Source organism: Pantoea sp. X-Soil-TKNS-1207, from assembly GCF_059730485.1.
Genome location: NZ_AP035958.1, coordinates 3,639,062 through 3,656,954 on the forward strand (window position 1 = coordinate 3,639,062; position 17,893 = coordinate 3,656,954).

11 protein-coding genes are annotated in these 17,893 nt (G+C 55.5%); 8 read left to right on the forward strand and 3 right to left on the reverse strand.

Going from position 1 to position 17,893, the window contains the following annotated elements; translation table 11 throughout:
- The first annotated feature begins 6 nt into the window (after positions 1–6).
- From AC6I8V_RS16870 to AC6I8V_RS16895, 6 genes are all read left to right on the forward strand, one after another.
- Positions 7–2,313, forward strand: a complete 2,307-nt coding sequence (locus AC6I8V_RS16870) for an Orn/Lys/Arg family decarboxylase (protein ID WP_497843373.1) — start codon at positions 7–9, stop codon at positions 2,311–2,313.
- 264 nt (positions 2,314–2,577) lie between these two features.
- Entirely contained in the window at positions 2,578–3,987 is a 1,410-nt protein-coding gene (locus tag AC6I8V_RS16875; RefSeq protein WP_497843374.1) for an MFS transporter, read from the forward strand.
- Positions 3,988–4,326: 339 nt separating this feature from the next.
- Positions 4,327–4,623: a hypothetical protein gene (locus AC6I8V_RS16880; RefSeq protein WP_497843375.1), complete on the forward strand. Its 297-nt coding sequence runs from the start codon at positions 4,327–4,329 to the stop codon at positions 4,621–4,623.
- Between the two features lie 399 nt (positions 4,624–5,022).
- Positions 5,023–6,174, forward strand: a complete 1,152-nt coding sequence (locus AC6I8V_RS16885; RefSeq protein ID WP_497843376.1) for an efflux RND transporter periplasmic adaptor subunit — start codon at positions 5,023–5,025, stop codon at positions 6,172–6,174.
- 12 nt (positions 6,175–6,186) lie between these two features.
- On the forward strand, positions 6,187–9,252 hold the full coding sequence (locus AC6I8V_RS16890) for an efflux RND transporter permease subunit (protein ID WP_497843377.1): 3,066 nt from the start codon (positions 6,187–6,189) through the stop codon (positions 9,250–9,252).
- Complete coding sequence (locus tag AC6I8V_RS16895) at positions 9,249–12,377, forward strand: efflux RND transporter permease subunit (RefSeq protein WP_497843378.1); 3,129 nt, start codon at positions 9,249–9,251, stop codon at positions 12,375–12,377. Before AC6I8V_RS16890 ends, AC6I8V_RS16895 begins: the two co-directional genes overlap by 4 nt.
- A gap of 49 nt (positions 12,378–12,426) precedes the next feature.
- Here the strand turns inward: AC6I8V_RS16895 and AC6I8V_RS16900 are convergent, their stop codons facing one another.
- Together AC6I8V_RS16900 and AC6I8V_RS16905 are read right to left on the reverse strand one after the other, a co-directional pair.
- On the reverse strand, positions 12,427–12,846 hold the full coding sequence (locus AC6I8V_RS16900) for a PTS mannitol transporter subunit IIA (protein WP_497843379.1): 420 nt from the start codon (positions 12,844–12,846) through the stop codon (positions 12,427–12,429).
- Positions 12,847–12,890: 44 nt separating this feature from the next.
- Entirely contained in the window at positions 12,891–14,327 is a 1,437-nt protein-coding gene (locus AC6I8V_RS16905; protein WP_497843380.1) for a sugar porter family MFS transporter, read from the reverse strand.
- Between the two features lie 648 nt (positions 14,328–14,975).
- Between AC6I8V_RS16905 and iolG the strand changes: the two genes are divergently transcribed.
- Both iolG and AC6I8V_RS16915 read left to right on the forward strand, forming a co-directional pair.
- Positions 14,976–15,971 carry an inositol 2-dehydrogenase gene (gene iolG / locus AC6I8V_RS16910; RefSeq protein ID WP_497843381.1) on the forward strand — a complete coding sequence of 332 codons (996 nt, stop codon included), beginning with the start codon at positions 14,976–14,978 and terminating at the stop codon, positions 15,969–15,971.
- 10 nt (positions 15,972–15,981) lie between these two features.
- Positions 15,982–16,941 (forward strand): sugar phosphate isomerase/epimerase family protein, encoded by a 960-nt coding sequence (locus AC6I8V_RS16915; RefSeq protein WP_497843382.1) that lies wholly within the window; start codon positions 15,982–15,984, stop codon positions 16,939–16,941.
- 37 nt (positions 16,942–16,978) lie between these two features.
- Here AC6I8V_RS16915 and AC6I8V_RS16920 read toward each other — a convergent pair whose 3' ends face one another.
- Positions 16,979–17,854 carry a helix-turn-helix domain-containing protein gene (locus tag AC6I8V_RS16920; protein WP_497843383.1) on the reverse strand — a complete coding sequence of 292 codons (876 nt, stop codon included), beginning with the start codon at positions 17,852–17,854 and terminating at the stop codon, positions 16,979–16,981.
- Positions 17,855–17,893: the final 39 nt, after the last annotated feature.

The window sequence follows — 17,893 nt, forward strand, 5'->3', positions numbered from 1 at the left end:
CGAAAGATGTTAGATATGAGTCCGCATAAGAAGCGCACCGTACTGGTGGTCGATGACAGTATCCTTGCGCCAAATACCACCGGTGGGCGCGCCGTGCTGGAGCTGATCGAGGCACTTGAAGAGAACAATCTGGCGGTGATTGGCTGCGCCAGTTTTACCGATGCCATCTCCACCATCATGTCTGATTCTTCGGTGTGCTGTGCGTTTGTCGACTGGACCTTAGGCAAAAATGATGACGATAGCCACCGCGAAGCCTTTGCCCTGTTGCAGGCCATCCGCTACCGCAATCGCGAAGTGCCGGTGTTATTAATGGCCGAGCACTCCTGCATCGATTCGCTCAACCTCGACGTGCTGCAACTGGTGAATGAATTTGTCTGGATGCTGGAAGACACCGCCGAATTTATTGCCGCCCGCGCGCTGACGCTGATCGATCGCTATTTCGACCGTTTACTGCCGCCCTTCACCAAAGCGCTGTTTAATTACACCCAGCATTCGCCAGAATATTCATGGGCGGCGCCCGGCCATCAGGGCGGCATTGCCTTTACCAAAACCGCCGTGGGCCGCGAATTCTATGACTATTTCGGCGAGAATCTGTTTCGCACCGATACCGGCATCGAGCGCGGTTCGCTGGGTTCGCTGCTGGATCACTCCGGGCCGATAAAGGACTCCGAAACCTATGCGGCGCGTATCTTTGGCTCACATCAAAGCTACTCGGTGCTGAACGGCACCTCCGGCTCGAACCGCGCCATCATGGCGGCAGTGATCGGCGAGAAAGAATTCGCCCTGTGCGACCGCAACTGCCACAAATCGATTGAACAGGGATTGGTGATGACCGGTGCGATCCCGGTGTTTTTTGTCCCGACGCGTAACCGCTTTGGCATTATTGGTCCGATCCCGCGGCGGCAGTTCACACCGGCCTCTATCAACGAAAAGATCAAAAACCATCCGTTCGCCGCCCTGGCCGTGCAGCAAAAGCCGGTGTATGCGGTGGTCACCAACTGCACCTATGACGGGATGTGTTACCACGCCAGCGAAGCCGAGGCGCTGCTGGCGGAGAGCGTTGACCAGATTCATTTTGACGAAGCCTGGTATGCCTATGCGCGTTTCAATCCGTTCTATAAAGATCGCTTTGCCATGCGCGGCGATCCGGCCGATCACGATCCTGCCGGGCCAACGGTTTTCGCCACCCACTCCACGCATAAGCTGCTGGCGGCGTTGTCGCAGGCATCGTGGATCCATGTGCGTAACGGTAAAAAGCCGGTCGAGCACTCGCGCTTTAACGAATCCTATATGTTGCAGGCCACCACCTCGCCGCTGTACGCCATCATCGCTGCCAATGAAGTCGGCGCAGCGATGATGGATGGCAAACAGGGGGAAACCTTAACTCAGGAAGTGATTAACGAAGCGGTTGATTTCCGCCTCGCTCTGGCAAAAGTCAACGCCACCTATAAGTCGCGCGGCGAATGGTTTTTCGCCCCCTGGAACGCGACCGAAATTACCGATGCCGCCAGTGGTAAACGCGTGCCCTTTGTTGATGCCTCACGTCAGCAGCTGATCTCCGATCCCGCTTGCTGGGTTTTAAAACCCGGCGAAGCCTGGCATGGCTTTGGCGATCTGGAAGAGGAGTGGTGCCTGCTCGATCCGATCAAAGCCGGGATTTTGTGCCCCGGCATGGGCGATGATGGCGAGATGCTGGAGAGCGGCATCCCGGCCGCCATGCTGACCGCTTTTCTCAGCCAGCACGGCATTGTTCCCTCGCGCACCACCGATTTTATGGTGCTGTGCCTGTTCTCGGTTGGGGTGACCAAGGGCAAATGGGGCACCCTGATTAACGTGCTGCTGGAGTTCAAGCAGCATTATGATGCCAACACCCCGCTGGTCAGCTGTCTGCCGGATCTGGTGACGGGCCATGAAAGTCGTTACGGCAAAATGGGGCTGAAGGATATCTGCAACGAGATGTTCGCTTATATGCGCACCAGCCAGATGGATCGCCTGCAATCCGAAGCCTTTGGTCAGCTGCCGCAGCCGGTGACGCTGCCGCGCGAGGCGTTTCAGAAACATATGGCGGGCCATTGTGAACAGTTGCCGCTAAGCCAGCTGGCCGGTCGCACCTCGGCGGTGGGGGTGATTCCGTACCCGCCAGGGATTCCGATTGTGATGCCGGGAGAAAGTTTTGGCGACGCTGACGGCCCCTGGCTGAGCTATATCCGCAGCATTGCTGAATGGGGTGAACGCTTTCCCGGCTTTGAAAAAGAGCTGGAGGGAGCGGAGATGAAAGAGGGAGGCTATCACATCTGGGTATTGGCGCCGTAACCAACGGCGACGGCCTGACCGATGCGACGATCGGGCCGTCATCCCTGCCAGCGCCCGGCGTTTTCCCCATCATCGCCGTCCCCCATTCACCTTCAGAAACATACTCGTTGTTGCTGTCCGCTACACATAAGGCCACGATTAACCTGGTTTTTATCCAGCGGGTTAGTCACGCGTGTTGTCTGAGCGCCTGGCCGCATTCGCATGTTGATTGCAGTTGCAGATCGTCAGATCGGACGTTACGCAGGGATTTGGCAAGGCGAAAACATGACTGAACAAATCGAAGGCGTTGCAAATAAATACAGTAATAACATGGCGTTGGCGTTACTGGTGGCCGTCACCTTTTTTATGGAGAATCTCGACTCGACCGTTATCGCCACCGCTATCCCGCAAATGGCGCGCGACTTCCTGGTCAGTCCGGTGTCATTAAATATTGGCGTCAGCGCCTATCTGCTGGCCGTCGCGGTGGGCATTCCTTCCAGCGGCTGGCTGGCGGAACGGTTCGGTGCCAGAACGGTGTTTGCCTCGGCTATTCTGCTGTTTACCCTCGCCTCGGTGCTGTGCGGGCTGAGCGACAATCTCGGCCTGTTTACCCTGAGCCGCGTGCTGCAAGGCCTCGGCGGGGCTTTGATGGTGCCGGTGGGCAGGATGGTAGTGCTGCGCGTGACAGAGAAAAAAGACATGGTGAAGACCATCGCCTTTATCACCTGGCCGGGGTTGATCGCCCCGGTGTTAGGGCCGCCGCTCGGCGGGTTAATCGTCACCTATGGGCACTGGCCGTGGATTTTCTGGCTCAACATTCCATTAGGCATCGCGGCGTTGATCGCCACCGCCTACCTGGTGCCGCATTTTAAACAGGATCAGCCGCGACCCTTTGATTTGCGCGGTTTTCTGCTCACCGCGACCGCCTGTACCGCATTAATCATCGCGCTGGAAACCCTCGGCCATATGCTGATGAACATCGGCCTGCCGCTGTTGCTGGTCGGTCTGATATGCAGCTGGCTGAGCTACCGCCACAGCCTTAAGCATCCGCATCCGCTGCTGCCGTTCGGCACCCTGGCGATTGCCACCTTCCGCAACGCCGCGGGCGGCGGTTCTTTATTTCGCGCCTCCATTAATGCCGTGCCCTTTCTGCTGCCGCTGCTGTTTCAGTTAGGTTTTGGCTGGAGCGCCGCGCAGGCTGGCATGATGGTGTTATGGGTGTTTGCCGGGAATCTGGCGATGAAGCCCGCGACCACCTGGCTGATGAAGCGCTGGGGATTCCGGCGGGTGATGCTGGTTAACGGCGTCATCAGCCTGTTCGCCATGCTGGGATGTGTGCTGTTAAGCCCCTCCCTAGGCTACTTCGCCATTGCGGCGATTCTGTTTATTGGCGGCCTGTCGCGTTCGTTGCAGTTCAGCTGCTACAACAGCCTCGGTTTTGCCGATGTGCCGCAGCAAAAAATGAGCGATGCCTCGATTATTTTCAGCATCTTTTTCCAGTTCAGCATGAGCGCCGGTATCGCGCTGGCGGCGCTGTTCCTGCGTGCTTCAATGCTGTGGCATCAGCACGACACCATGCAACAGAGCGATATTCATGTGGCATTTATCGGCGTCTCCGTGATGGTGTTGTTGTCCCTGCTGGATGTGCTGCGGCTGGAGAAAAATGCCGGGGAACAGGTGCTGGTTAAACATTGATGCGGTAAGAAATTTCACTGAATCCCTCGCGATAAAAAGCAGAACGGGCGGCTCCCTGATTGGGGCTGCCCGTTTTTATTTTGGTCAGAAATAATGGCGATTCACGTTAATAACACGCACTCAATAAATAAAATAATTCGGAAACCAATAGCCGTTTATTAATAAGACATTTCTGAGAAGACCGAATTTCTCCCAAAAAAAAGCCACCTTGTTTTTCAGCGAAAAAATATATATCGCAAGCGGCGGCATTGCTTTCCTGAAAATAAGTGCTAGAAATTAAATGGCTCTGATCAATCTTGCCTCTGAGCACTCGAATAATCACCCAGATAAGGATATAAGATGAAATATTTCGGTTTGATATTAGCCCTGCCCCTGTTGTTTTCCGCTTCTTCTTTCGCCGCCAAAATGGTTAACCCGGATGAGGTCAAATCTGGCGGATACCAGAGTATTGGAAACGTTTCCGTTACACAAAAAGGCACCCCAAACATTGGCCATCGCGCCTTCTCAGAAGCAGCCAACAAAAAATGTCGTGAAAGTGGACAAATAAAAGCAAGCCATTGTTTTTACCGCATTGTTGATAATGTCGGCGATGAATCCAACCATAAAGATATTGGTCTGGAAGTTTATAAAAAATAGTTTTTATCAAAATGATGCCCTGCCAGATGGCAACCTCTTGCAGGGCGCAAACTATATAAATCGGGTTGTTGTTTTATTTTGTAATTTTCGTAACTAAGCCTGCACAGCGGCTTTCTGGTGATGATGTTAATTATCAGTCAGATACTCGCGCACCCTGAGGGATCAGTCATGCGAAATCTGTTTTTTTTAGTTCTTTTGTGCGACCTCACCGGTTGCTCAGTCGGGGAACCGTCTCCGGCAGCTAATATATCAACATCAGCTGAACCTCTGGATGAACAAACCTGTATGGATGATCTTAGCGATCCCAATAGCGGCTGTGCTCATTCGGTCGATCCGCAATTCGATTAGCGGAAGAACTGTCTGGTGCCCACTCCCCCTGACGTCCGGGAAGTGGTCTGAATGGTCATCAGGATGGCGATTGAGAACGGCGCGATGAGAAAAGTGACTTTCACGGGATTGTTATTAGTGGTGCTGGTGGCCCTGCTGGCGATGTACTGGCTTTTTTTCCGTCAACCGGCCATTGAAAAAACCACATCGTCCCCCGCAACACCGGTCACCGCAGTTGCGGTCAAAGCGGAAGATGTTCCGGTATTTATCGATGCGTTAGGCACCGTCACCCCTACCCGCACCGTTACGCTGATGCCGCAAATTGCCGGTATTCTTGATCAGGTTGACTTCAAAGAAGGCCAGCATGTCACCCAGGGCCAGCTTATCGCCCATATTGATTCGCGCCAGATTGAAGCCGAACTGAATGCGGCGCAAGGCACCCTGCTGCGCGATCAGGCATTGCTGGCTAATGATCGTGTGAATCTGCGTCGCTACCAGCAGGCCATCAAAGCCGGCGCACTGACCCAGCAAACGCTGGATACCCAGCTTGCCACGGTAAAAGGCGATGAAGGGACGGTGCAGCTCGATACCGGCAACGTGCAGAATCTGCAAGTCCAGCTGAGCTACTGTTCCATCCGTTCTCCGGTGGATGGCGTTATCGGCCTGCGTCTGGTGGACCCCGGTAACTACATCACCACCACCAGCACCACCGGGATTGCGGTGATCACCCAACTGGAGCCAGCCACCGTGCTGTACGCGGTGCCGGAAGATGATCTAAGCCAAATCAGCGAGGCGACGGCACGCGGCACCGTCCCGGTGCTGGCTTATGATCGTACCAGCCAGAAGCTGCTCAGCCAGGGCAGCCTGATTGCGGTTGATAATCAGGTTGATACCAGCACCGGCACCCTCCGCGTGAAGGCCGAGTTCCCGCATAGCGGCCATGCGCTGTTTCCCAATCAGTTTGTCAACGTACGGATGCAGGCCGACACGTTGAAACAGGTGCCGGTTATCCCCACCGCAGCCATCCAGCACGGCAGCAAAGGCGAATTTATCTTTGTGGTGGGCGCAGATAATAAGGTTGAACTGCGCAATGTCAGCGTTGGCCCGGTCAGCGGCACAAATACGGCGATTCTTAACGGCGGCGTGAAAACCGGTGAAAATGTGGTGACGGATGGCGCAGATAAACTGGACAACGGCGCGCGGGTCCATGTGGTGTCGCAATAGCAAGGGGTATCCATGAACGTCTCTCGCCCCTTTATTGAACGCCCGATCGCGACCGCGCTGCTGATGATTGCGCTGCTGCTGGCCGGATTGATCGGTTACCGTTTGCTGCCCGTCTCGGCGCTGCCGGATGTGGATTATCCGACCATTCAGGTGTTTACCCAGTATCCCGGCGCCAGCCCTGAGGTGGTCAGCTCCTCGATTACCGCGCCGCTCGAGGTACAACTCGGGGAGATGGCCGGCCTTAAGACCATGAACTCCACCAGCTCGAACGGCGTTTCGGTGATCACGCTGGAGTTTGATTTGGCGTTATCGCTGGATGTGGCGGAACAGGAGGTACAGGCGGCGATTAATGCTTCGGCGAGCTACTTACCCACTAACCTGCCCTATCCTCCGGTTTACAGCAAAGTTAACCCTGCCGATGCTCCGGTGCTGACCCTCTCCCTGACCTCCGATGTCCTGCCCCTGACGCGTATTGAAGATCTGGCCGATACCCGCCTGGCGCAGAAAATCTCGCAGATCTCCGGCGTCGGTCTGGTCACCATCGGCGGCGGACAGCGCCCGGCAGTTCGTGTCGATGTCAATATGGCGGCGCTGAACGCGCTGGGTATCTCTATCGACACCGTACGTACCAACCTCGGCAACGCCAATGTTAACCAGGCGAAAGGCAATCTCAGCGGACCGTTTGAAGCCTACTCCATCGGCGCGAACGATCAGTTGCAGTCCGCTGCGGATTATCAGGACATCATCATCGCCTATAAAGCGGGTGCAGCGGTCCGGCTGGCAGATATCGCCCATGTGGTTGATGCCGCTGAAAATAAATATCAGGCGGCATGGACCAACGCCACACCGGCCATCGTGCTGAATATCCAGCGCCAGCCCGGTGCCAACGTGATCGAGGTGGTGGATCGGGTGAAAACTCTGTTGCCGCAGCTGCGCGCCAGCCTGCCCGGCACCATCAAAGTCGATATCCTTACCGACCGCACCCAAACCATCCGCGCCTCGGTTACCGATGTGGAATATGAACTGGCGGTGGCGATTGCGCTGGTGATCATGGTGATCTTTGTTTTTCTGCGCAAACTGGCGGCGACGGTGATCCCGGCGATCACGGTGCCACTGTCGCTGATCGGGACACTGGCTATCGCCTGGAGCCTCGGCTTCTCGCTCAACAACCTGACGCTGATGGCGCTGACTGTCGCCACCGGTTTTCTCGTCGATGATGCCATCGTGATGATTGAAAACATCACCCGCTATATCGAAGGGGGCGATACCCCGCTGGATGCCGCCCTGAAGGGGGCAAAACAGATCGGGTTTACCATTATTTCGCTCTCCGTCTCGTTGATTGCGGTGATGATCCCGCTGCTGTTTATGGGGGATGTCGTTGGCCGTCTGTTCCGCGAATTCGCCCTGACGCTGGCGATTGCCATCGTGGTGTCGGCAGTGGTCTCCCTGACGCTGACGCCAATGATGTGCTCACAAATGTTTAAGACCCATGAAGAGAATCGGCGCGCGGATTTCTTCGATCATATCAATCAGCGTTATGTGCAAAGCCTCGGCTGGGTGCTGCGCCATCGTGGATTGATTCTGTTGTCGGTGGCGCTGACGGCGGTGCTGACTTTTGTGGTGCTGGCGCTGATGCCGAAAGGTTTTTTCCCGGAGCAGGATACCGGGTTACTGGAAGGGGTTGCACAGGCTGCGCCCGATATCTCCTTCCCCGCAATGGCCCGGAAACAGCAGACGCTGGTGGAGGAAATATTAAAAGACCCGGCGGTGGCCAGCCTGTCGTCGTTTGTCGGTATCAACCAGACCAACCCGACGCTGAACCAGGGAACGGTGCTGATCAATCTGCGTGATAAAAGCGCGCGAGACAGCAGCAGCGCGGTGATACGTCGCCTGTCCAATGCCACCGCCAACCTGGCGGGAATGCGTCTGTACCTGCATCCGGTGCAGGATCTGACGCTGGATGACAGCATCTCCTCCACCAGCTATCGCGTGGGATTACAGGCCACCGATCCGGCGCTGCTGACGCAATGGACCGGCAAACTGCTGGCGGCAATGAAGCAAGACCCGGCGTTCGCCGATGTGCAGAGCCAGGCGTTGCTACAGGGCAATCAGGTGCAGTTAACCTTCGACCGGGCCACCGCATCGCGGCTTGGCGTCACGCCACAGGCGATTGATGATGTGCTTTATGATGCCTTTGGTCAGCGCCAGATCTCCACCATCTACACCCATCTCAATCAATATCATGTGGTGGTTCAGGCGGATAAGGACGATGACAACCTGTCGGGCCTGCTGTCCGGGTTGTATGTCGCCACGGCGTCCTGCGGCGTCACGCCACTGGCGACCCTGGCAACCATGACGGTGATCCCCGCGCCCCTGACGGTGAATCGCCAGGGACAGTTCCCCTATGCCGATGTGTCTTTCAATCTGGCGCCGGGCTATACCCTCGGCACCGCGCTGTCACATCTGGACGCTATCCGGCAGCAGATTGCCGTGCCCGCCGCCGTAGAGGTCTCGCTGGAAGGGGCCGCGGCCACGTTCCAGTCCTCGCTGACCAACCAGGCCTTCCTGGTGCTGGCCGCGATTGTCGTGGTGTATCTGATGCTCGGCATCCTGTACGAAAGCGTTATCCATCCGGTGACCATTCTTTCCACCCTGCCTTCCGCAGCGCTTGGCGCGCTGCTGGCGCTGGTGATCACCGGCACCCAGTTCGACATCATCGGCCTGATTGGCATCGTGTTGCTGATTGGTATCGTGATGAAGAACGCCATCATGATGATTGACTTCGCCCTTGAACTGGAGCGTAACCAGGGCCTGCCGCCGGTGGAGGCCATCGCCAAAGCCGCCGAACTGCGTTTCCGCCCGATCCTGATGACCACCCTCGCCTCGATGTTTGGCGCCGTGCCGCTGGCGTTCGGCACCGGGATGGGATCGGAGCTGCGCCATCCGCTGGGCATCGCCATTATCGGCGGACTGGTGGTGAGCCAGCTGCTGACGCTGTTTTCCACTCCGGTGATGTACCTGGCGATGCACAGCCTGGGTGACGCGGTCAGCCGCTGGCGCGCAAGGTCGGCAGCATGAACCTGTCTGAACCCTTTATCCGGCGGCCGATTGCCACTTCGCTGCTCGCCGTGGGCCTGGCACTGGCGGGCATACTGGCGTTCAAACTGCTGCCGGTCGCCCCGTTACCAGAGGTGGACTTCCCCACCATCAGCGTCACCGCCACCCTGCCGGGGGCCGATCCCACCACCGTCGCCACCTCGGTCGCGACGCCGCTGGAGCGCCAGTTTGGTCAGATCGCCGGCATCACGCAGATGACCTCGGTCAGTTCGCTCGGCGCGGCGCGCATCGTGATGCAGTTCGATCTCAACCGCGATATTGATGGCGCCGCCCGCGATGTTCAGGCGGCGATTAACGCTGCCCGCACCAACCTGCCAGCCAATCTCGAAGGCAACCCGACCTACCGTAAAGTGAACCCGGCAGATGCCCCGATCCTGATCCTTAGCCTGACGTCGGATGCAGCGACGCGCGGACAGCTTTACGATGCCGCCTCAACCGTGTTGCAGCAAAAGCTGCTACAAACCGCTGGCGTGGGTGATGTGACCGTCGGCGGCGGCGCGTTGCCAGCCATCCGTATCGAGCTGAATCCCAACCGGGTGAACCATTATGGCATCAGCCTGGAACAGATCCGCGCGGTGATTGCCAATGCTAACGTCAATCTGCCAAAGGGGAGCTATCAGGCGGGCCAGACCGGTTTTACCCTCGGTGCCAACGACATGCTGTACCAGCAGACGGACTACGGCCCGCTGGTGGTGCGGCAGACTGCCGGGCAGGTGGTGCACATCGCCGATCTCGGCTATGTCCGTCAGGATGTGGAGAATCTGGAGAACTACGGCTTGTCCAATGGGCGGCCCGCGGTGCTGCTGATCGTCTACAAACAGCCGGGTGCCAACGTGATTGATACCGTGAATAACGTCAAAGCCGCGCTGCCCTTTTTATCGGCTTCCATCTCTCCGACCATCCGGCTCAACATTCTGATGGATCGCACCACCACCATCCGCGCCTCGCTGCTTGAAGTCGAGATTACCCTGTTGATCTCGGTGCTGCTGGTCACCCTGGTGACGTTTGCTTTCTTCCGCAACTGGCGCACCACGCTGGTACCCGCCATTGTGGTGCCGCTGTCGCTGCTCGGTACCTTTGGGGTGATGTATCTGCTGGGCTTTAGCCTCAATAACCTGTCGCTGATGGCGCTGACCATCTCCACCGGCTTTGTGGTGGATGATGCGATTGTGGTGGTGGAGAACATCATGCGTCATCTGGAACGCGGCACCCCGCCAGTGCAGGCAGCGCTTGAAGGGGCGCGTGAAGTGGGGTTCACCGTGCTGACCATCAGCGTATCGCTGGTGGCGGTGTTTATCCCGCTGTTGCTGATGGGCGGCATCGTCGGACGCCTGTTCCGCGAATTTTCCGTCTCGCTGTCGGTGGCGATTATGATGTCGATGCTGATCTCGCTCACGGTGACACCCATGCTGGCCAGCCTCACGCTCCGCGCCAGCCAACAGCATCAGGCATCGGACGACGCCTGGCCAGACTCGCGCTTCCATCGTTTCTACCGCCATACCCTCGGCTGGGTACTGCGTCATCCGGTACTGATGGGCATGGTCACCCTGCTGGTGCTGCTGCTTAACCTGGTGCTGTATATCGTTATCCCGAAAGGATTTTTTCCGCAGGAAGATACCGGCAGGCTGATTGGTCGGGTGCAGGCATCACAAAGTATTTCCTATTTCGCCATGCAGCATAAATTTCTCGAAATCAATCAACGGGTGTTGAAAAACCCCAACGTGGCCTCGGTGGGGAGCTTTATCGGTGGCTCGAACGCCATCAACAGCGGTTTCATGTTTGTCACCCTGAAACCGCTGGGTGAGCGCAAAGCCACGGCCGACGAGGTCATTGCGCAGCTGCGCCACGCGCTGGGCAGCATTCCGGGAGCCAGGCTTTATCTGCAATCAGCCCAGGATATTACCGTTGGTGGACGACAGAGCGGCGCGCAGTATCAATACACGCTAACGGCGGATGACCAGAGCGAACTGGATGAATGGGTGCCAAAGGTGGTGGCCGCCATGCATACCCTGCCCATTTTGCAGGACATCAATACCGATCAGCAGGATAACAGTATGCAGGTGACGGTGAATGTCGATCGCGATAGCGCATCACGGCTGGGGGTGCCTTTCGCCTCTATCGATCAGGCGCTGTATGATGCTTTCGGCCAGCGGCAGGTTTCCACCCTCTATAAATCCACCAACCAATATCATGTGGTGATGGAGCTGGCGCCAGAATACTGGGCGGATCCGGCAGCATTGACCGGGATTTATGTTCCCGCTGGCGTGCCGGAGACCAGCGAAGGCAGCCCCACCGCCGCTACCGTCACGCCTTCCTCCACGGCGCAGACCAGCGGCAATACCTTAGTGCCCCTTGCCGCCATGGCGCGCTTTACCCTCGATAAAACCGCCATTTCGATTAACCATCAGAATGTCTTTCCGGCAATCACCGCCTCGTTCAACCTGGCGCCGGGCGCGTCGATCGGCCAGGCCACCCAGCAGGTGGAGACTGCGGTGGCGCAACTGCGGATGCCAGCCAGTATCCAGGGGCATTTCTCGGGAACGGCGCAGGTATTCCAGCAATCGGTCGCCAGCGAGCCTCTGCTGGTACTGGCGGCGCTGGTATCGGTGTATATCGTGCTGGGGATCCTGTATGAAAACCTGATGCATCCGCTGACCATTATCTCCACCCTGCCTTCGGCGGGTGTGGGGGCGCTGATTGCCTTGCTGATCACCGATACACAGCTGTCGATCATTGCGCTGGTCGGGGTGATCCTGCTGATCGGTATCGTGAAGAAGAACGCCATCATTATGATCGACTTTGCCGTCACCGAGCAGCGGGTACATCAGCGCAGCGCCGGAGAGGCAATTATGCGCGCCTGTATGATCCGCTTCCGCCCGATCATGATGACCACCTGCGCAGCCATTCTGGGGGCATTGCCGCTGGTGCTGGGGTCAGGTTATGGCTCTGAGTTTCGCCAACCGTTGGGGATTTCCATTATTGGCGGGCTGATATTTAGCCAGATGCTCACCCTGTATACCACGCCGGTGATTTATCTGTGGCTGGATCGCGCCGGGCAGCGTTTGCGCAGGCAATCCATTGATTAACATCCGCCATCGCACGCGGCAATGGCGGATATTTTTCATCACGCGCCTGTCAGCCAATCATGGCAACAAACTCGCTGACCGAGGTTGTGGTTGATAAGCGTTCGACCAGGCTTTCATCGTCCAGCAGGTTGGCAAGGCCAGACAGGATAGCCAGATGTTCATTCTCTTTCGCCGCCACCACGACCACCAGGAAGGCAACGTGCCCACGGTCCCAGCTGACGCCGTCGGGAAACTGCAACAAATGATACCCGCTGTTATTCACCAGCTGGCTGTCACGCCGGTTGATGTGCGGCATGGTGACGCCAGCGCCAATCCAGGTTGATAACTCTTTCTCGCGCGCGACCAGGGCGTTAAGGAAGCCAGACGCCACACATCCCCGTGCTATCAACGCATCCGATGCCAGTTTCAGTGCCTCTTCACGATTTTTCGCCTGACAGTTTAGCGAAACCTCGTTCTCCGTTATTTTCATGATGTTTGCTCCTTTGGCTCATCAGGCTGCGGATTCTGTAGCCGTTATTGCCTGAATTTTCTCTCAATTTCTTCCAGCGAAAGCCCGCGCGTTTCAGGAAGGTATTTGAACAACAGCACCAGCATAACAACGTTACAGATGGCGAAGACGCCAAATGTGGCACCGCCTCCCCAGGCATTTAGCATGATAGGAAACAGCGACTGGATGATGAAATCAAAACCAAACAGCCCAAAGACGGCGATCCCCATCCCCAGACCGCGAATACGCAGCGGGAAAATTTCTGAAAGCATCAGCCAGAATACCGGGGCAATCCATCCCTGCATAAAGACCAGGAACAGGGACATCAGACCAAGAATGATGTAGCTGGCACCGGCAAAGTTGCCCTGCAACATGCTGACGCCGTTTTTCACTTCCGTGTGGAAGCACATTTTAAACGCCAGACCAATCATGACCAGTACCAGGGTGACACCAATCTGCCCGCTCAGGAACATTTTGCGCCGCGGCATTTTTCCTATGATTGCCATCCCGAGAATGGTGGCAAGTATTGAAATCAACCCGTTAGCCACTGCCGCTGTGACCGCCGCGGCATCGCCAAGTCCGGTGGATTTGAGGACGGTAGGCGCGTAATACATGATGGTGTTCACGCCGGTGACACGCGTAGCCAGTACGATCATCAGGCCAATCAGAATGAGCTGGATAACCCATTTCTTGCTGAGTTCCTTGCGCAGGTTGAGATGGTGAGAATCCAGCGCAATGATGTTGCGGATATCCTGGATTTCTTTGTCAATCTCTTCCGGTTTACGCACGCCTGACAATACATGGCGCGCCTTTTTCTCTTCGCCGCGTTGCAGGAAAAAGCGGGGAGATTCCGGCATCATCATCATGCCGAACCATAACAACACCCCGGGTATGGCGGGAATGGCCAGCATAATTCGCCAGCTGTGGCTCAGCTCCGGGTAGGCATTCACAATGCCTGCATTCACCGAATAGGCCAGAAATTGCCCGGTCACAATCATCAGTTCATTGACGGTGACCAGCCGTTCTCGCTGGTTGGCCGGGGCAAGCTCGGCGATGTACACCGGGACCGTAACGGAGGCGCAGCCCACGGCAAGACCCAGAATAAAACGCGCAACCAGCATTGAGGTAATATCCCAGGCCAGCGAGGTTGCCAGGGCGCCAAAGATGAAAATCAGGGCGACCCATAACAGGTTTTTTCGTCTGCCCTGGCGATCTGACAGCATTCCACCGAACAGCGAACCAAACGCGGCACCGAATAACAGCGACGATGTGATGATCCCCTCCGACGAAGGGCTTAAGCCCAGGTCGTGGGTCATGAATAACAGCGCACCGGAAATAACGCCTGTGTCATAGCCAAAACACAGGCCACCAATGGTGGAAACCAGGGTAATGCGCTTTATATTCGGACTGGTCGTTATACCTTGTGCGACAGTTTTCTGCCGCGTCAGTTGTTCTTCCATCATGTTGTTCTCATCCTGGTAATCAGAAATTACTGGCAAAAAAGCGCGCTCTGCAATCGGCGCCCCGCGTGCCAGCGGATAGGTGACGGTTATGCTCCAACCGGATTTGCGATATTTGTTTTATTATTAACCATCAATGAAATTTACATTCCAATACCAGAAATTGCTTTAACGCCTGTCGTAATTAAGAGGTGTGAAGCCATTCACAAACTCCTCTCAGCTGCTAAAAATTGAATTATCAAAATAGCGATTTTATCCCAATGAAAAATAATCAATTTTAGCATCACCCCGACTCAGACTGGTCATTTCAGAAAAAATTCCGAAACATCCACAAAACCAGAGTGAAACTTAATATTAACATTAAAAATTATAGGGTCTGGAAACCGCATTATTGATAGTAACCAACAAAAAACCTTACAAATCATATCAATATGCCACAGCAACTTTTAGCACAGCCGAAAAGTGTTACATACATAACAAAATAAAAATTTCATTAAGCAGACGTATTGAAATGGCGTGTCTAATTGCGTAGTTTCATTTTAACGCGAGTTAACGTCAGGAAGCGGCCAGGTTCGACAGAATTCCCGACTATTAAAAGTTGCTGTCTTTAACGGTGCGAATCGCACCAAATTAAACATGTAGAGGTTAATAATGCTAAAAGTTGCGTTGTTAGGTGCCGGGCGTATTGCTCACGTTCATGCGCGTCATATTGCAAACCACCCGGATACGACGCTTTATTCGGTTTCTGATATCTCGGCGGAAGCAGCGAATTCGCTGGCCGGGAAATACGCAGCCCGGGTACTGAGTGCCGATGCCGCCATTGCTGACCCTGAGGTTGATGTCGTGCTGGTTGCCACGTCCACCGATACGCACGCTAACTTCTCTCTGCAGGCCGCACGCGCTGGCAAAGCGATTTTCTGCGAGAAGCCAATTGACCTGAATATCGATCGCGTCAAAGCCTGCGTCGCAGAAATCAAGGCGATTGGCGTGCCATTTATGATTGGCTTTAACCGTCGTTTTGACCCTAATCATGCCCATCTGAATCGCGCGCTACGCGCCGGTGAAATTGGTGAGCTGGAACATTTGCAGATCAGCTCACGCGATCCCTCTCCTCTGCCGGATGACTATCTGCTGGTGTCGGGTGGCATGTTCCGCGATATGACCATCCATGACTTCGACATGGCCCGTTTCCAGCTGGGTGAAGAACCGGTGTCCGTTTCCGCAATTGCTTCCGCGCTGGTCAGCCCTACGGTGAAAGAAGCCGGTGATGTGGATACTGCGGTGATTACGCTGCAAACGGCATCGGGGAAAATTGCGGTGATCAATAACAGCCGCCGTTCCGGTTATGGCTACGATCAGCGTATTGAAGCGCACGGCCAGAAAGGGTGTCTGTCGGTGCACAACGTCCCGACCACCACGCTGGTGAAAATCACCGAAGAAGGCGGTGCACAGGCGCAAAAACCGCTGCATTTCTTCCTCGAACGCTATCAGGAAGCCTTCAGCGAACAGTGGAAAGCCTTTGTGGCTGCATTGAAGGAAAACCGTCCGGTACCGACCAATGCCGATGACGGTCTCAAAGCGCTGCTGTTAGCCGAAGCTGCCGTGGAATCGTTCAAAACACAAAAAGTCGTTCAGATTCAGTTATAAGGGGTGCAGCATGAAAATTGGATTAGTCTCTGATAGCCTCGCGCACCTGTCTACTGATGAGGTGATCAAAACCGCCGGTGAACTGAAGCTCGATTGCGTGGAGTTCGCCACGGGTAACTGGTCAACAGCGCCGCATCTGGATCTCGACAAACTGCTGGCGAGTCCTTCTGCCCGGACAACCTTGCTGAGTAAGTTGCAGGATCAGGGTCTGACGCTCTCCGCCCTGAATGCGAACGGCAACCCCATGCATCCAGGCGAAACCGGCGCCATTCATTCGCAATGTCTCTACAAGACGCTGGAGCTGGCCAACCTTCTCGGCGTAGAAAACGTTATCACCATGTCCGGTTTACCGGGTGCGCCTGGCGATAAATTCCCTAACTGGATCGTGACGTCATGGCCGCCAGAGACGCAGGTTATTTTGCAGCATCAGTGGGAAGTCGCGCAGCGTTACTGGACTGAAACAGCCCAGGCCGCGCGGGATAACGGCGTGCGTATCTGCATAGAGCTGCACGGCCAGCAACTCGCCTACAACCTGCCGACGTTTATGCAGCTGCGTGAAATTACCGGTGATGTTGTCGGTCTCAATTTCGACCCAAGCCACATCATGTGGATGGGCGGCGATCCGCTGGCCTTCATCCGTCAGGCGGGCAGTATGATTTATCATGTGCACGCCAAGGATACGTTTATTGATCAGGTTAACCGCGCCACGGCAACCGCGCTGGATAACCGTCCGATGACGATGAGCCGCGAGCGTAGCTGGTCCTATGTGACACTGGGATATGGCCAGACGGAGCCGTGGTGGAATGCGTTCTGCTACACGCTCGCCCATTTCGCCAGCCCGGATCTGACGCTGAGTATTGAGCACGAAGATATGAACCTTTCGCGTATGGAAGGGGTGATTAAATCAGTCAATCTGCTGAAACGCACCGCAACCATTGAGAAATCGGACTACGTGCTGCCCGCCATCTGAGGTGAACACACTGGCTTATGGCCAGTGTGTCTTTTGGCTATCCCGTCAGACTCTGCGAACCTTCCATCCACAGATTTTTATATTGCGTGGGTGGAATACCCACCACCATTTTAAAAACCCGATGGAAGTTGTTAACGCTTTCATAGCCCACCTGCGTGGCAATCGCCGCGATATCAAGTTCGGTGCTCAACAGGAGCGATTGCGCTTCTCCTACGCGTCGGCGAATGATGTACTGTTTTGGCGTAAAGCCTGAGTAGCGTTTGAAAACATGGATCAGATAAAAACGGGTGATACCGAGCTGGCTGGTCATGTCTTCCAGGTTCATCGCCTCTTTATAGTTTTCATCGAGGAATTCTTTGATCGAAAGCCCGAGCGATTTCTCGGTTTTCTTCAGTTCCTCGTGCCTGAGCAGGCAGCTATTGCGGCACATCACAATCAACGCATTCAGCAGATGCCAGGTGACGACACCATAGTGATGTTCATCGCGAAATACCTGCGAACACATCGCTTCAAACACGCCAAAGATATTTTGCGCATTCTGCCCGGTGGCGATAACCGCACTCTGGTCGCGCGAGATAAGGTGGTTAACCGGCAGCCCTTCCAGATTCAGGCCACTGATGCCACAACTGTAAATAAGGGAATCACTGCTGACGTGTGGACGTTCATCATGGACCACATCCTGATTGAAAATCAGAATGTCGCCTTCCTGTGCAAGATATTGCCTGCCGCCAATCAGATACTGGCCGCTGCCTTTGGCAATAAACATGATCTCCAGCCGGTCATCATGTTTATGCATCACACGCGGGATGGCCGATTCTTCTCCCTGCGTCCGGCAGACAAAAAGCAGCTTAGGTCGGCTGTCACCTGAAAAATCGGGATATTCAGTAACACTGTCCTGGCAAGGGTAAAGCATGACAACCTCACGACGGTTTTTTATCTACTGTAATGCAAA

Excerpts from the sequence above, each read along its gene's own strand:
- AC6I8V_RS16870 (WP_497843373.1), top strand. The coding sequence starts at position 7 with ATGTTAGATATGAGTCCGCATAAGAAGCGCACCGTACTGGTGGTCGAT.
- AC6I8V_RS16875 (WP_497843374.1), top strand. The coding sequence starts at position 2,578 with ATGACTGAACAAATCGAAGGCGTTGCAAATAAATACAGTAATAACATG.
- AC6I8V_RS16900 (WP_497843379.1), bottom strand. The coding sequence starts at position 12,846 with ATGAAAATAACGGAGAACGAGGTTTCGCTAAACTGTCAGGCGAAAAAT.
- AC6I8V_RS16905 (WP_497843380.1), bottom strand. The coding sequence starts at position 14,327 with ATGATGGAAGAACAACTGACGCGGCAGAAAACTGTCGCACAAGGTATA.
- AC6I8V_RS16895 (WP_497843378.1), top strand. The coding sequence starts at position 9,249 with ATGAACCTGTCTGAACCCTTTATCCGGCGGCCGATTGCCACTTCGCTG.
- iolG (WP_497843381.1), top strand. The coding sequence starts at position 14,976 with ATGCTAAAAGTTGCGTTGTTAGGTGCCGGGCGTATTGCTCACGTTCAT.
- AC6I8V_RS16915 (WP_497843382.1), top strand. The coding sequence starts at position 15,982 with ATGAAAATTGGATTAGTCTCTGATAGCCTCGCGCACCTGTCTACTGAT.
- AC6I8V_RS16880 (WP_497843375.1), top strand. The coding sequence starts at position 4,327 with ATGAAATATTTCGGTTTGATATTAGCCCTGCCCCTGTTGTTTTCCGCT.
- AC6I8V_RS16890 (WP_497843377.1), top strand. The coding sequence starts at position 6,187 with ATGAACGTCTCTCGCCCCTTTATTGAACGCCCGATCGCGACCGCGCTG.
- AC6I8V_RS16885 (WP_497843376.1), top strand. The coding sequence starts at position 5,023 with ATGGTCATCAGGATGGCGATTGAGAACGGCGCGATGAGAAAAGTGACT.
- AC6I8V_RS16920 (WP_497843383.1), bottom strand. The coding sequence starts at position 17,854 with ATGCTTTACCCTTGCCAGGACAGTGTTACTGAATATCCCGATTTTTCA.